The 14901-nt window shown below is 42.7% G+C and carries 13 protein-coding genes; 11 read left to right on the top strand and 2 right to left on the bottom strand.

Annotated elements, in window-relative coordinates; genetic code table 11:
- Positions 1-65 precede the first annotated feature (65 nt).
- The 9 genes from secA to J7J00_RS13915 all read left to right on the top strand — a co-directional run bounded on the left by secA (position 66) and on the right by J7J00_RS13915 (position 11578).
- On the top strand, positions 66-2579 hold the full coding sequence (gene secA, locus J7J00_RS13955; RefSeq protein ID WP_214791364.1) for a preprotein translocase subunit SecA: 2514 nt from the start codon (positions 66-68) through the stop codon (positions 2577-2579).
- A 170-nt stretch (positions 2580-2749) separates the two neighbouring features.
- A protein-coding gene (prfB, locus tag J7J00_RS13950; RefSeq protein WP_286201344.1) for a peptide chain release factor 2 occupies positions 2750-3848 on the top strand; the annotation gives its coding sequence in 2 pieces (ribosomal slippage) (positions 2750-2812 and positions 2814-3848; 1098 coding nt in all).
- Positions 3849-4003: 155 nt separating this feature from the next.
- Positions 4004-4867, top strand: a complete 864-nt coding sequence (locus tag J7J00_RS13945; protein ID WP_214791360.1) for a YitT family protein — start codon at positions 4004-4006, stop codon at positions 4865-4867.
- 49 nt (positions 4868-4916) lie between these two features.
- Positions 4917-5258, top strand: a complete 342-nt coding sequence (gene cccB, locus J7J00_RS13940) for a cytochrome c551 (protein WP_214791358.1) — start codon at positions 4917-4919, stop codon at positions 5256-5258.
- Positions 5259-5551: 293 nt separating this feature from the next.
- Entirely contained in the window at positions 5552-6238 is a 687-nt protein-coding gene (gene ftsE / locus J7J00_RS13935) for a cell division ATP-binding protein FtsE (protein ID WP_061141190.1), read from the top strand.
- Positions 6228-7121: a permease-like cell division protein FtsX gene (ftsX, locus tag J7J00_RS13930; protein WP_214791356.1), complete on the top strand. Its 894-nt coding sequence runs from the start codon at positions 6228-6230 to the stop codon at positions 7119-7121. Before ftsE ends, ftsX begins: the two co-directional genes overlap by 11 nt.
- Positions 7122-7212: 91 nt before the next feature.
- Entirely contained in the window at positions 7213-8604 is a 1392-nt protein-coding gene (locus J7J00_RS13925) for a murein hydrolase activator EnvC family protein (RefSeq protein WP_214791355.1), read from the top strand.
- Between the two features lie 141 nt (positions 8605-8745).
- Complete coding sequence (locus J7J00_RS13920) at positions 8746-10170, top strand: S41 family peptidase (protein ID WP_214791354.1); 1425 nt, start codon at positions 8746-8748, stop codon at positions 10168-10170.
- A gap of 184 nt (positions 10171-10354) precedes the next feature.
- Positions 10355-11578, top strand: a complete 1224-nt coding sequence (locus J7J00_RS13915; protein WP_286201343.1) for a PDZ domain-containing protein — start codon at positions 10355-10357, stop codon at positions 11576-11578.
- Between the two features lie 66 nt (positions 11579-11644).
- On the opposite strand, the gene J7J00_RS13910 is transcribed toward J7J00_RS13915, so the two are convergent.
- Together J7J00_RS13910 and J7J00_RS28060 are read right to left on the bottom strand one after the other, a co-directional pair.
- Positions 11645-12634 carry an ABC transporter substrate-binding protein gene (locus tag J7J00_RS13910; protein ID WP_214791353.1) on the bottom strand — a complete coding sequence of 330 codons (990 nt, stop codon included), beginning with the start codon at positions 12632-12634 and terminating at the stop codon, positions 11645-11647.
- A complete protein-coding gene (locus tag J7J00_RS28060; RefSeq protein WP_286201342.1) occupies positions 12627-12755 on the bottom strand; it encodes a hypothetical protein in 129 nt (42 codons plus the stop codon). The genes J7J00_RS13910 and J7J00_RS28060 overlap by 8 nt, the downstream gene beginning before the upstream one ends.
- Positions 12756-12814: 59 nt before the next feature.
- Between J7J00_RS28060 and J7J00_RS13905 the strand changes: the two genes are divergently transcribed.
- Entirely contained in the window at positions 12815-13819 is a 1005-nt protein-coding gene (locus tag J7J00_RS13905; protein ID WP_214791352.1) for a FecCD family ABC transporter permease, read from the top strand.
- Entirely contained in the window at positions 13816-14871 is a 1056-nt protein-coding gene (locus J7J00_RS13900) for a FecCD family ABC transporter permease (protein ID WP_214791351.1), read from the top strand. Before J7J00_RS13905 ends, J7J00_RS13900 begins: the two co-directional genes overlap by 4 nt.
- Positions 14872-14901 lie beyond the last annotated feature (30 nt).

Here is a 14901-nt window from a genome sequence, read left to right as displayed (position 1 = left end):
TTTCTTCTTACTTATATGAATTTAGTCATTGAACGATCATTACCATAATAGAGGAGCGTTATTGAATGCTTAATATATTAAATAAAGTTTTTGATCCGAATAAGCGAGAAATCAAACGATTAGAAAAAATCGCCGATCAGGTCGAAGCATTGGCTGATGAGACGGCTGCGCTATCGGATGAACAGTTGCGTGCCAAAACGGAGGAGTTTAAGGAGCGTTATCAAAATGGGGAAACCGTTGATGATTTGCTTGTCGAGGCTTTTGCGGTTGCGCGTGAAGGTGCAAAGCGTGCTCTGGGCTTATATCCTTACCGTGTTCAAATCATGGGTGGGGCATCCCTTCATGATGGAAATATCTCCGAGATGAAAACAGGGGAAGGTAAAACCTTGACATCCACCATGCCTGTTTATTTAAACGCGCTTACCGGTAAAGGTGTACATGTCGTTACTGTAAATGAATACTTGGCACACCGTGATGCCACCGAGATGGGTGTATTGTATGATTTCCTTGGTTTGACCGTCGGATTGAATTTGAACAGTCATTCTAAAGAAGAAAAGCAGGCGGCGTACAATGCGGATATTACGTACAGTACGAATAATGAGTTAGGTTTTGATTACCTTCGTGACAATATGGTGTTATATAAAGAACAAATGGTACAGCGCCCGCTGCACTTTGCTGTCATTGATGAGGTCGATTCGATTTTGATCGATGAGGCGAGAACGCCATTGATCATTTCCGGTTCCGCACAAAAATCGGCTCAGCTTTATATCCAGGCCAATGCGTTTGTTAGAACCTTAAAAAAAGAAACGGACTACACATATGATGAAAAGACAAAAGGAGTTCAGCTGACGGAAGATGGGATGAATCGAGCTGAAAAAGCGTTTAATATCGATAATTTGTTCGATATTAATCACGTTACTTTGAATCATCATATCAATCAGGCGTTAAAGGCGCATGTTTCCATGCATTTGGATGTGGATTATGTGGTCCAGGAAGGCGAGATAGTCATCGTTGACCAATTCACTGGCCGTTTGATGAAAGGCCGCCGTTACAGTGAAGGTCTCCACCAGGCGATCGAAGCGAAAGAAGGACTTGAAATCCAAAATGAAAGCATGACTCTTGCGACGATTACATTCCAGAACTATTTCAGGATGTATGAAAAACTTTCAGGTATGACCGGTACAGCCAAAACGGAAGAAGAGGAATTCCGCAATATTTATAATATGAATGTCATTGCGATCCCGACAAACAGGAATATCATTAGGGATGACAGGGCAGATCTTATATACGCGACAACTGATGGGAAATTCAAGGCTGTTGTGGAAGACATCGCCGAGCGTTATAAAAAGGGTCAGCCTTTGCTTGTCGGTACGGTTGCCATCGAAACATCTGAAGTCATATCCGCCTATTTATCAAAAAAAGGAATCCCTCACGATGTTTTGAATGCCAAGAACCATGAGCGTGAAGCGGAAATCATTGCGAATGCAGGTAATCAAGGCTCAGTTACGATTGCTACGAACATGGCAGGGCGCGGTACGGATATCAAGCTTGGAGAAGGAGTCAAGGAGCTTGGAGGCCTTGCTGTCATCGGCACGGAACGTCATGAAAGCAGGCGTATAGATAACCAGCTGCGTGGTCGGTCCGGCCGTCAGGGAGACCCAGGGGTCACTCAATTCTATTTATCAATGGAAGATGAATTGATGCGCCGCTTCGGTTCGGATAACATGAAAAACATGATGGCACGCCTTGGAATGGATGATTCTCAGCCAATTCAAAGTAAAATGGTGACAAGAGCCGTTGAATCCGCACAGAAACGGGTCGAAGGCAATAACTTCGATTCACGTAAGCAATTACTGCAGTATGATGATGTTCTCCGTCAACAACGGGAAATTATATATAAACAGCGATTTGATGTCATGGAAAGTGAAAACTTACGTGAAATCGTCGAAACGATGATTACGGCATCCATCCAGCGAAATGTTGTCGCCTTTGCACCAATGGGTGATGAGGAAGGCTGGAATTTACAAGGCCTTGTGGATTACCTGAATGGTAACCTATTTAATGAAGGTTCAATCACTGTAGCTGAATTGGAAGGGAAAAATGAAACGGAATTGGTTGATTTCATTTTAGCAAAAGTGAAAGAAAGCTATGACCAAAAAGAAGAAGAGCTATCCGAAGAACAAATGCGTGAGTTCGAAAAAGTAATCGTTCTTCGTGCAGTCGATAGTAAGTGGATGGACCATATTGATGCAATGGAGCAATTGCGCCAAGGGATCCACCTTCGTGCTTATGGCCAGATCGATCCGTTACGTGAATATCAATCTGAAGGTTTCGCAATGTTTGAAGCCATGATTGCTTCAATGGAAGATGAAGTCGCCAAATATATCATGAAGGCTGAAATCCGTAACAATTTGGAGCGTAAGGAAGTCATAAAAGGGCAAGCGGTCAATCCGAAGGAAGAAGACGGGGGAAAAGTGAAAAAAGCCCCTGCCCGTAAAAAGGAAGACGTTGGCCGAAACGCGTTATGCCCATGCGGCAGCGGTAAAAAATATAAGAATTGCCATGGTAATTTAGGCTAAAGTTAGGTGTATAATGATTATGGGACGGTTAAGTGTGAGGCTTGCCGCCTCTTTTCATGTTTAGTTTGCATAAAGCAATATATTTGCATATAGTTTGAAGAGGTTTATTTGTAATGAAGGGAATCCCTCTTCAGGGATTTTTTTTAACATACTTAATGAGGTGAAGAGAAATGGAATTAGCAGAAATAAGAAATGAACTTGAACGGACAGCGCAACGATTAACGGACTTTAGGGGGTCTCTTTGACTTAGATGAAAAAGAGGCACGAATCGCACAGCTTGAAAATGAGATGACACACCCCGATTTTTGGAATGATCAGCAAAAAGCACAAAATGTCATCAATGAAACGAATGCTTTGAAAGAACAAGTCAATCAATTGTCCGATCTGAATGAATCATATGAAAATCTGGATTTGACATATGAATTAGTGAAAGAGGAGAATGATCAAGAACTTTTGGCTGAGCTGGAAGAAGAAATCACGATTCTTTCACAAAAGATGAATGACTTTGAACTTCAACTTTTACTAAGTGAAGAATATGACTCGAAGAATGCCATTCTTGAACTGCATCCTGGTGCAGGCGGAACGGAGTCCCAGGATTGGGGTTCCATGCTGCTTCGTATGTATACAAGATGGGGTGAAAAAAGAGGCTTTAAAGTGGAAACCCTTGACTACCTTCCAGGTGATGAAGCTGGAATCAAGAGTGTCACTTTAATTTTCAAAGGCCATAACGCCTATGGTTATTTGAAAGCGGAAAAAGGAGTACACCGTCTTGTCCGTATTTCTCCTTTCGATTCTTCAGGGAGACGCCATACTTCATTCGTTTCATGTGAAGTCATGCCGGAATTCGATGAAACGATCAACATAGAAATCCGCACGGAAGATTTGAAAGTCGATACGTACCGGGCAAGTGGTGCAGGCGGTCAGCATATCAATACAACTGACTCGGCAGTCCGGATCACCCATATACCAACGAACACCGTGGTAACGTGCCAAAACGAGAGATCTCAAATCAAAAACAAGGCCCAAGCCATGAATATGCTGAAAGCCAAATTGTATCAACGTGAAATTGAACAGCAACAAGCGGATTTGGATGAAATCCGTGGTGAGCAAAAGGAAATTGGCTGGGGAAGCCAAATTCGTTCTTATGTTTTCCACCCGTATTCCATGGTTAAAGATCACCGTACCAGTGCGGAGACCGGAAACTTGGGAGCGGTCATGGACGGGGATATCGATATGTTCATTGATGCGTACTTGCGTTCAAAATTATAAGATTAGCCAGTCGGACCGGTATCCCCGGTTCGGCTTTTTTTATGATTGCCTTTTTAACGAATCTTCTGGCTGACATTTACAGGATGGAAAAGGGATGCTCTACCTCGTTCGGCCAATACTAGTTAATAATGATGGTTCGAGGAGACTTATGCAAAATGAAGAAAAGATACCGGGAGCAGAAGCACCCTTTAATTCAAAAGTTAAAGGAGTATGGATTGGTGATTGTGGGTTCGGCCATAATTGCCATTGGTTTTAACGTATTCTTACTGCCAAACCAGGTTGCATCTGGCGGGGTCAGCGGGATTAGCACGATTCTCGATTCAACTCTCGGTTGGGAGCCGGCTTATGTACTTTGGGGTTTTAATATCCCATTGTTCATTGCGGGGCTTATTATCCTTGGAAGACATTTCGGAGCCAAAAGCCTGATTGGAACCTTGTTTCTGCCTTTAGTGGTATTTCTGACAAAGGATTGGGATGCATGGACGAATGATGCATTGCTTGGTTCGATTTGCGGGGGGATGATGGTCGGACTTGGGCTGGGGATCGTCTTTCGCGGGAAGGGCTCCACAGGGGGGACCGATTTGGCGGCACAGATTTTCCATAAGTATACCCATCTGTCATTGGGAACCTGTGTGGCTGTCATTGATGGAATCATCGTTTTAAGTGCTGCCATCGTTTTTGATATTGAAAAAGGGCTTTATGCATTAATAGGGCTATATGTGACAAGCAAGACGATCGACCTTGTCCAAATTGGATTGAACCGTTCGAAGATGTCTTTCATTATCACGAATAAAGAAATGGAAGTAAGGGATGCTATCATACATGAGCTGGACCGGGGTGTAACAGGCATATCCGGGTATGGCGGCTATACGGATGATACTCGTCCAATTTTGATGTGCGTAATAGACCAGTCGGAATTCACCAAATTGAAACAATTGGTGAAACTCGTTGACTCTAAAGCGTTTGTAATTGTAATGGACGCATCGGAGGTACTTGGGGAGGGTTTTAAACTGGATTGAAATTGGTATAATGTTCTTGTGATGGAATAAATCAGAGGGGGTAAATACAATGAAATTGAAATCGTTAGCCTTAATTTTGGGTACTTCTTTGGCTTTGGCTGCATGCGGTGGGAACGATGATACTGCAGATAAAAAGCCTTCAAGTGAAAATAATGAAACGACTACGGCAGGTGCCGGTGATGCCGCTAAAATTTATGAAAACAAATGTTCAAGCTGTCATGCAGTGAATCTTGAAGGCGGTGTGGGACCGAATTTAACGAAGGTCGGTTCTAAGCTTTCGAAAGAAGACATCGAAAAAGTCATAGCGAATGGCCAAGGTGGAATGCCAAAAGGGATAATCCAGGGCAAGGAAGCGAGCATGGTTGCAGAATGGCTTGCTGGACATAAGTAATATTAACGAGCGTTCTGCTTTTAGCAGGACGTTTTTTTAGCCTCCTTTAAAACCTCGAAACAACTCACATTCAATCCCTTATCAAGCAATTAAACCCTTGAAATATTACATATGATGTTGATATATGTCTAACTGAAATGAAACTGTAATATTTTTTAAGCTTAATTTGACAAAATATGATGTTATAATGTTTCTGTGCTCAAGTAAGAGAGATTCCTGTCAGATTTCAGTGAAAATTGTCGAAAAAGCTGTTGGTACATAGTGATAATACAAGCAAATTAGGTGGTTTTAGAATGATAGAAATGATAGATGTGAAAAAGACATATCCAAATGGCGTAATTGCCATTAATGGAATCAATGTGAAAATAAAGCCAGGCGAGTTCGTTTATGTAGTGGGTCCCAGTGGTGCCGGAAAATCGACCTTCATCAAAATGATGTATAGGGAAGAAAAGCCTACAAGCGGTAATATTTTGGTCAATGGCCTTAGCCTGCCAAGTATCCGCAATTCGAAAGTTCCTCTATTCCGCCGAAATATCGGTATGGTATTCCAAGATTTTAAACTCCTTCAAACATTCACTGCTTATGAAAATGTAGCATTTGCCATGGAAGTTATCGAAAAGGAACCAGAAGAAATCAAAAAGAGAGTCATGGAAGTTCTTGATCTGGTTGGCATTAAACATAAAGCTAGAATGCTGCCTTCCGAATTATCTGGTGGGGAACAGCAAAGGGTTGCGATAGCCCGTTCGATCGTAAATGATCCCAAGGTGGTCATCGCCGACGAGCCTACAGGGAATCTTGATCCTGAAACATCATGGGAAATCATGAACATATTTGAAGAAATTAATAAACGCGGAACTACACTTGTCATGGCCACTCATAATAGGGACATCGTCAACAATATCAAACGACGTGTCATTGCCATTGAAAGTGGAAAAATAGTTCGCGATGAACATCGAGGTGATTACGGATATGAAATTTAGAACATTGCTCCGTCACTTCCGTGAAAGTTTTAAAAATATTGGCCGTAATGGATGGATGACGTTTGCTTCAGTCAGTGCAGTAACGGTCACTCTATCATTGGTTGGCGTCTTTTTAGTGCTCATGATGAATTTAAATCATATCGCGGGAAATGTGGAGAAAGATGTCGAAGTTCGTGCACATATTGATAATGCAGCGAATGATGACGATATAAAAGCTATCGGTAAGCAAATTACGGAGATGAACGGCATTGAATCAGTGGTCTTCTCTCCAAAAGATGAAGAGCTTACGAATTTAATAGATGATTTAGGCGATAATGGTGATGCTTTTAAACCATTTGAACAGGACAACCCATTAAGGGACGTTTATATCATCAAAACGAAATCACCGCAAGATGTCATCAAGGTGGCAAAGGAAATCGAAGGCCTTGAGTATATCCAAAGTGTTAAATATGGACAAGGCTACGTCGAGAAACTGTTCAGCTTCGTAAATATTGCGAGAAACATAGGAATCGTTCTTATTGTAGGCTTACTATTTACTGCAATGTTCCTGATTTCGAATACGATTAAAATTACCATTGTAGCCAGAAGAAAAGAAATTGAGATCATGAGATTGGTAGGAGCAACGAATACATTCATCCGTTGGCCATTCTTCTTGGAGGGACTCTGGTTGGGAATCCTCGGTTCCATCGTTCCGATAGGTCTGATAGCAGTACTCTACTACAATCTATATAAATATGCAGCACCGCAAATCACGTTCAAATTCATAGATTTCCTGCCTGCAAATCCATTTATTTATCAAGTTTCGGCCATCCTCATCGTAATTGGTGCCGTTATCGGGATATGGGGCAGCTTGATGTCCGTCAGGAAGTTCTTGAAAGTATAAAAGTGTATCTTTACTCGAAAGCCAAAAGAAGCCAGACATAGAGAGACGTTACAAGGCATGGATGTAACGGGTTGAAAGGGGAAATGAAACGTTGAAAAAAAATATCATTGCCATGAATGCCTCCATCATGATCGGGTTGGGAAGCATTCTAGCGGCACCTTCGGTTTATGCTGAGTCGATTTCGAATTTAGAAAAACAGAAAGAATCCATCCAGGATAAACGTTCGGGTGTTGAATCGAATATTTCCGAAACGGAAAAGAAAATCGATAACCTGCAGGATAAGCAAATGACAGCAGAAGATCAAATCGCTGCCATTGAAGCGAAAATTGCCGAGTCTGCAAAAAAGATCGATGCTAAAAATGCTGAAATTACTCAAACGAAAAAAGAGATCGAGGCATTGAAAGAAGAGATTAAAGTATTAAAAGAGCGGATCGCCAAACGTAATGAAGTATTGAAGGAAAGGGCCCTTTCTTTCCAAGAGACTGGCGGGGACGTGAACTACCTTGAAGTATTATTCGGATCATCCAGTTTTGGGGATTTAGTTGACCGTGTCGGAGCTGTAGCGACAATCGCTGAAGCCGACCGCGATATTTTAAAAGAGCATGAGCTGGATAAAAAGGATCTGGAAGAAAAGCAAAAAGCCGTTGAAACGAAGTTAGCCAGTTTAGAAGTGGCAAAAGCTGAACTATTGGAAATTCAAAAGCAACAAAAACAGCAGAAGCAAGAAAAGGATGCTTTGGTTAAGAAATTAAAGCAACAAACTAAAAAGCATGAAGACGAGAAGATGGGTCTACAGGAAGAGAAAGCGAATCTTGCCGCTCAAGAAAAAGCGATCAAATCAGCCATCAGCTTAGAGCATCAACGTCTTGCTGAATTGGAAGCAGCCCGTAAAAAAGCGGCAGCCGAAGCGAAAAAACGTGCAGAGCAAGAAGCTGCGCAAGCTGCAGCACAAGCAGCTTCTCAAGCATCACAGGCAACCGAAACAAAAAAACAATCCACTTCTTCAGGATATAGTGCAAAAAGCAACAGCTCATCATCATCTTCACAATCTTCGTCTAATGTAAGTCAAGCGCCGGCTGTATCATCTGGTACTTTCACTAGACCTAGTGCAGGATATATATCTTCAACAATGGGTGAACGTTGGAATAAACAGCATGCCGGTATCGATATAGCTGCTAGCGGAACGGTTCCAGTTGTAGCGGCAGCCGACGGAGTCGTAAGCCGTTCTTACTTATCAAGTACATACGGTAACGTCGTCTTCGTTACCCATTCAATCGGCGGTCAGCAATGGACTACTGTGTATGCACACTTAAGTTCTAGACAAGTAGGCGAAGGTGCTGTAGTTGCCAAAGGTCAACAAGTTGGCATCATGGGTAACACAGGACATTCCTTCGGTCAGCATTTACACTTTGAGCTACATAAAGGCCCATGGAATTATAGCAAGTCAAATGCTGTTAATCCATTAAACTATATAAATATTTAATACCCAATATATCAATGGAAAAACAGACAAGGATAAATTCCTTGTCTGTTTTTTTGTGTGGTGTCACCATTTTCTATAAGCATATTCTTACCATTCCCTTCATATAGTGAAATACATATCAGGTCAGAAATGGGGATAAATATGGTCAAAAAATGGGTACTTCCTCTAGCAATCATCATGTCACTAGCCATTGGAGCAGTGGGGGGCATATATTGGACAAGCCTTCCGGCCAAGAATGAAGCAAAGGATGAAAGCCAAGAAATATCAAAGGATAAGGAATGGGCAAAAGTTGAACAAGCCTACGGTTTGATCGTAAGTCAGTATGTAGAACAGGTCGACGGTTCCAAACTGGTCGAGGGTGCCATCCAAGGCATGCTGTCAGCGTTGAAAGATCCTTACTCCGTATATATGGACAAGGAGACCGCTAAGCAATTCAATGAAACCCTGGACTCTTCTTTTGAAGGGATTGGGACTGAAATCGGAATGGAAGATGGTAAGGTCATCATCGTTTCTCCTTACAAAGATTCACCTGCTGAAAAAGCAGGATTAAAGCCGAAAGATCAAATCCTTAAGGTGAATGGCGAGAGTGTAGAAGGTTTGGATCTGTATGAGACACGCCTGAAAATCCGTGGCGAAAAAGGATCACCCGTCAAAATGGAAATAAAGCGGGCCGGTGTGGACAATCCTCTAGAATTCAGTATGGTACGTGCCGAAATCCCGTTGGATACCGTATTTTCATCAATTAAGGAAGTCACCGGAGAACAAATCGGTTATATCGAGTTGACCACATTCTCGGAAAATACTGCGACTGATTTCAAAAGGCAGTTGAAGGAGCTGGAAAAGCAGGGAATCAAGGGCTTGGTCATAGATGTACGCGGCAATCCAGGAGGTCTTCTTTCCAGTGTGGAAATGATTCTTGGCGAGTTTATCACGAAAGACAAACCCTATTTGCAAATTGCGGAAAGAACAGGAGAAACACAATCGTTTTTTACAAGCCTAAAGAAAGCGAAAAGTTATCCCATTGCCGTCTTGACGGATAAAGGCAGCGCCTCAGCCTCGGAAATCCTGGCTGGCGCGATGCATGAGGCGGGAGACTATCCATTGGTCGGTGAGAAGACCTTCGGGAAAGGTACAGTACAGCAAGCTGTACCAATGGGTGATGGCAGTAAGATTAAACTTACGTTATATAAGTGGCTGACGCCTTCAGGGAACTGGATCCATAAAAAAGGGATCGAACCGACAATCAAAGTGAAACAACCGGAGTATTTTGATGCACATCAGCTGGCCGTTGAGAAGGTATTGCAACGGGATATGAATGATGAACAAATCCAGTATGCCCAAAGCATTCTGAAAGGACTTGGATTTGAACCGGGTCGTGAGGATGGATATTATGATTGGAGTACAGAAATCGCAGTAAAAGCATTCCAAAAACAATTTGGCCTGGATGTGACTGGTAAACTGGACGCTAAAACCGCAGCACATCTGGAGTCCGCCATTCTGGATAAGATCCAGGATGAAGATAATGATATTCAGTTACGCACGGCTTTGAATTATTTAGTGAAATAAATTGATGGCACCGTTCCCCTTGGAGCGGTGCCTCTTTTGCATTTGATCGAGCCCCGCCTGCGAACATGAAGGCAGTATAGGGGAAACTTAAGATAAAGCTACTTTTTCTGCATCTTAATAGGCATGAAGGTTACATTTTTGATAGAATAGGAGGTAACTGACCAGAACGAAATTTGACAAAATTTTGATTACTTTTGAGGATGGTGGAAAGAAATTGACAACGGATTGGCTGACTGCATGCTTAATGGGATTAGGAAAACTCTTCCTTCATCCTTTGCTTTATGTTTCGATTGCCTATTGTTTATTCATCGGCTATCTTCGCGTTAAACGGGAACGCCATGATTTCAATACGAAGATTTACAGTTTTTCCATGGAGCTGCGTTCCATGTTACCTCAAGGATTGATATGGGGATTGATCCTTTCCTTCGTCACGCTGGCTACTGGACTAGCCATTCCTTTGGCGGCTCTGTTCATCATGGCAGTGGTTACGGTTTTGTCCATGCTATCCATGAAAAAGAGGTTTGTTTCCCCCGTTTATACAGTGGGACTCACCTTCTTTATCCTTTTCTTTTTATATGATAGTGATATCCAGCTGACTTTATTTCAGGATGCCTTTAATCAGCTGGATCGGTCCGTATATCCGACACTTGTTATTTTGATAGGATTATTACTGATTGCTGAAGGGTTTTTGATTGCTGGCAATGGAAGTGAAAAGGTCTCTCCTCAGTTGGAGGTATCCAAGAGGGGGCAGCCGATAGGTGTGTATGTTTCACAGCGAATCTGGCTAATTCCCATGTTCGTTATGATTCCTGGCGGACAACTTCCAGTGCCTTTCGAATGGTATCCAGTTTTTTCAATCGGGGACATGTCCCTATCGCCGATCGTACTGCCCATTTTAATCGGCTTTAAGCAAAAAGTTCATGGGACGCTTCCGGAACTGGCCATTAGGGCGCAAGGCAAAAAGGTAGGAGCATTGGGAATTGTGATTACGATATTGGCGGCAGTTGGTTACTGGTACCCCCCATTTGCAATCATAACGGCTGTTTTAGCAATCCTTGGTCGTGAATTCCTGCACTATACCCAGAAGGCAATGGATCAAAGGCTTCCTTTTTATTTTTCGAAAAGTAAGCTGGGTGTCCAGATCTTAGGCGTTATCCCTCAATCTCCGGCAGATAAAATGGGGTTGCAAAAAGGCGAGGTCATTTCGAAAATAAATGGGGTCGTCGTCAGGGAAGAAGGAGAGTTATACAGGGCGCTCCAAATAAACCGGGCACATTGCAAGCTTGAGGTCATCGATAACAATGAACAGATACGTTTTGTGCAAAGAGCTCTTTTTGACGGGGAGCATTACGAATTGGGCATCTTGTTCGTAGACGATCAATTAAAGGAAAGCGGACAAGTGGGTTAATGACACATTAATATAAAATAAAAAGGCCTTTCTCGATTTGTATCGAGAAAGGCCTTTTTTAAAATATTACTTTTCAAGCATGATCTTTTCTATATCGTCCAGCATTTTATTAGCTGCAATTACTCCGCCAGCTGTATTCCATGTTGCGTCGCTAACCTCATGGGCATTTCCATTTTTGACTGCATCAAGGTTTTTCCAAAGTGGATCATTAGTCCATTCTTTTGCTGTGCTTAGGGCCTGTTTGTCCCCTTCAGGAGCGTACGTGAAGTAGAAGAGAATATCTCCATCCATTTTAGGGATGACTTCTTTCCCAACCTCAATGGCAAGGTTACCTAATTTATTATCTGCAGTGAAAAGTTCCTTCTGTTGTTCTGCACGTTTAAATCCTAATTGATCGAAAATCACTCCAGAGAATGAATCTGTGTAATAAATACGAGTAGTTCCAGCCATGAAACGAACAATGGAAACTTCTTGATTTACTTTATCACCCAATTTAGCTTTAAGATCTGCTGTTTTTTTATCGAATTCTGCAATTACATCGTTACCTTTTTCTTCAAGGTTCAAGGCTTTTGCATATAGTTTAAAGTTTTCTTTCCAATCTCCTCTTAGCGTTTCCGAGAAAACGGTAGGGGCGATCGCAGATAATTTATCATAAACAGCCTCTTGGCGTATCTTGCTTCCGATAATCAAGTCAGGCTTCAGTGATGCGATTTTTTCTAAGTTAACTTCATGTTCAACACCAACAACTTCGACCCCATCCATATCATCTTTAATATGGTCGTACCAAGGGTCACCAAGCCATGATTGAACGGCACCAACAGGTTTAATTCCTAAAGCAAGCAATGCCTCAGTACCTTCATTCGTTAAAACGACCACTCTTTTAGGCGTTTCTTTCAACTCGGTAGTGCCCATGGCATGCTCAATTGTGTAGCTTTTATCTTCTTTCTTGTCTTCAGCTTTATTTCCATCGGCTTTATCATCCGAATTCCCGCAAGCTGCTAGAAGAAAGACTGCAAATATTGTAAAAATCGTTAATAATGACTTAAATCTAAACATCTATGTACCCCTCCCGATTTTTCAGCAAATGATAATCATTCGCACTTAACAGCATCATCATAAAATGAATATACTTTTCTGTCAATATATAAATGAAAATGATTCTCAAATTCGTTGACATAATCCCATTACCACCAGTAAAATATTACTATACAAACGTGATTGGAAAGGTAACTGGATATGTTATTAAAATATACATGGCAGAAATGGATGGGGCTGTTCATTACCATTCTTTTGCTGCTGTTTTTACTGTGCTCAAGCATTGTATACGGTTATACAGATACAACATGGAAAATGGCCATCGATGCTTTTACCCATTTCAATGGGACGAATGAACACATTGTCATTCAATCAGTAAGACTTCCGCGTGCCCTGATTGCTTCGGCAATTGGTGCAAGTTTAGCCATCTCGGGGGTTTTGATGCAAACGCTAACTAAAAACCCCCTGGCCTCTCCAGATATCTTCGGGGTCAACGCCGGGGCGGGATTGGCGGTTGTCACTGGGGTCACCGTGTTTGGGATAAGCAATCTTCAAGTATTCACATGGCTCTCATTCATAGGGGCGGCCATAGCCGCGATAAGCATATATATGATTGGAAGCATGGGACGCGGCGGCTTGACACCGATGAAGCTGACATTGGCAGGTGCAGCCATGACGGCCATGGTAGCTTCACTTACACAAGGTCTTCTTGTTTCTAATGAGGCTCTTTTAGATCAAGTCCTATTCTGGCTTGCCGGATCCGTTTCCGGTAGAAGTCTAGATAATTTAGTTGCCGTCCTGCCTTATCTTGTCGCAGGATGGGGCCTTGCCTTGATCATGTCCGGTAAAATGAATGTGTTATCAATGGGTGAAGATGTTGCGAAGGGCCTTGGACTGAATATAGTTTTCCTTAAACTGGTCCTGGGACTGGCAATCATACTGCTCGCTGGCGGATCAGTGGCGGTTGCGGGTCCGATTGGCTTTATAGGAATCGTCGTTCCGCATCTTACCCGTTCAATAGTAGGAATCGATCATCGCTGGTTGATTCCCTTCTCTGGACTTTTCGGGGCGGTGCTTTTGATTGCGGCCGATGTCATATCCAGGTATATCCTGATGCCTCGAGAAGTTCCGGTTGGAGTCATGACAGCCATAATCGGGACCCCATTCTTTATTTATATAGCTAGAAAGGGGTTCAGCGGTCGATGAAGTCATATAAGAGCTTTCGTTTGTTTAATGAAAAAATATCATTCTTGATGGATAAAAAAGCTATGATCGTGGTTTTCATATTATTTTTAGTCACTTCACTAGTGTTTGTGATCAGTACTGGAGTGGGTGAAATGAATATAAATCCGTTAAGTGTCCTCCAGGTCTTTATCGGAGGGGGGACGGAGAGCGATCGGCTTATTATCCAATCTTTCCGACTGCCTAGAATAATTGTTGCCCTGCTGGTAGGGATGGGCCTTGCTGTAGCTGGAGGGATCCTTCAAGGGATGATTCGGAATCCGCTTGCTTCCCCGGATATCTTGGGGATAACAGGAGGAGCGACAGTGGCGGTCGTTGGATTCCTGGCCATTTTTAGCGATAAGAATCATTCTTTAACGGTGAGCATCAATTGGCTGCCGTTAGCTGCATTCATTGGTGCGACGGTCGTGGCCTTTCTTGTTTATTCATTAGCCTGGAAAAATGGAGTTCCCCCGATAAGGCTTGTGTTGATCGGGATTGGGGTGATGGCTTTAATGAAGGCACTCACTACAATGATGATGATTCTTGGCCCAGTCTATCAAGCGAGCCAGGCCAACCTTTGGATCACGGGGTCAGTGTCTAACTCCACCTGGAATAATATCGCTGTACTGGCACCATGGACGATACTATTCCTGTTAATCGCCTTCCTTTATGCCAGGAATATTAATTTACAGGAGCTAGGCGATGACCTTGCAACGGGGCTTGGGGGACATGTCCAAAAACAGCGGTTTGCATTATTGATGATCAGCACGGCCTTGATTGGTGGTTCCACGGCATTTGCCGGCGGAATAGGGTTTGTGGGATTAATGGCACCCCATATGGCCAGAAGGCTGGTTGGTTCGAGTTTTGGAGTGTTACTGCCCACTTCAGCTTTGCTTGGCGGCATCCTGGTTATGGTGGCGGATTTAATTGGACGGACCTTATTCTCACCTTTGGAAATACCGGCTGGTGTCTTCACAGCGAGCATCGGGGCACCATACTTCATTTATTTACTATATAAAACGAGGAATTCGTAAATCCGATAAATGTAGAAAGCAGCAGTCATC

The sequence above is a fragment of the Bacillus sp. ISL-4 genome, from assembly GCF_018613275.1.
Lineage (GTDB): Bacteria > Bacillota > Bacilli > Bacillales > DSM-1321 > Peribacillus > Peribacillus simplex_E.
Note: the sequence above shows the minus strand (reverse complement) of the source record. Positions and strands in the feature narration are given on the sequence as shown.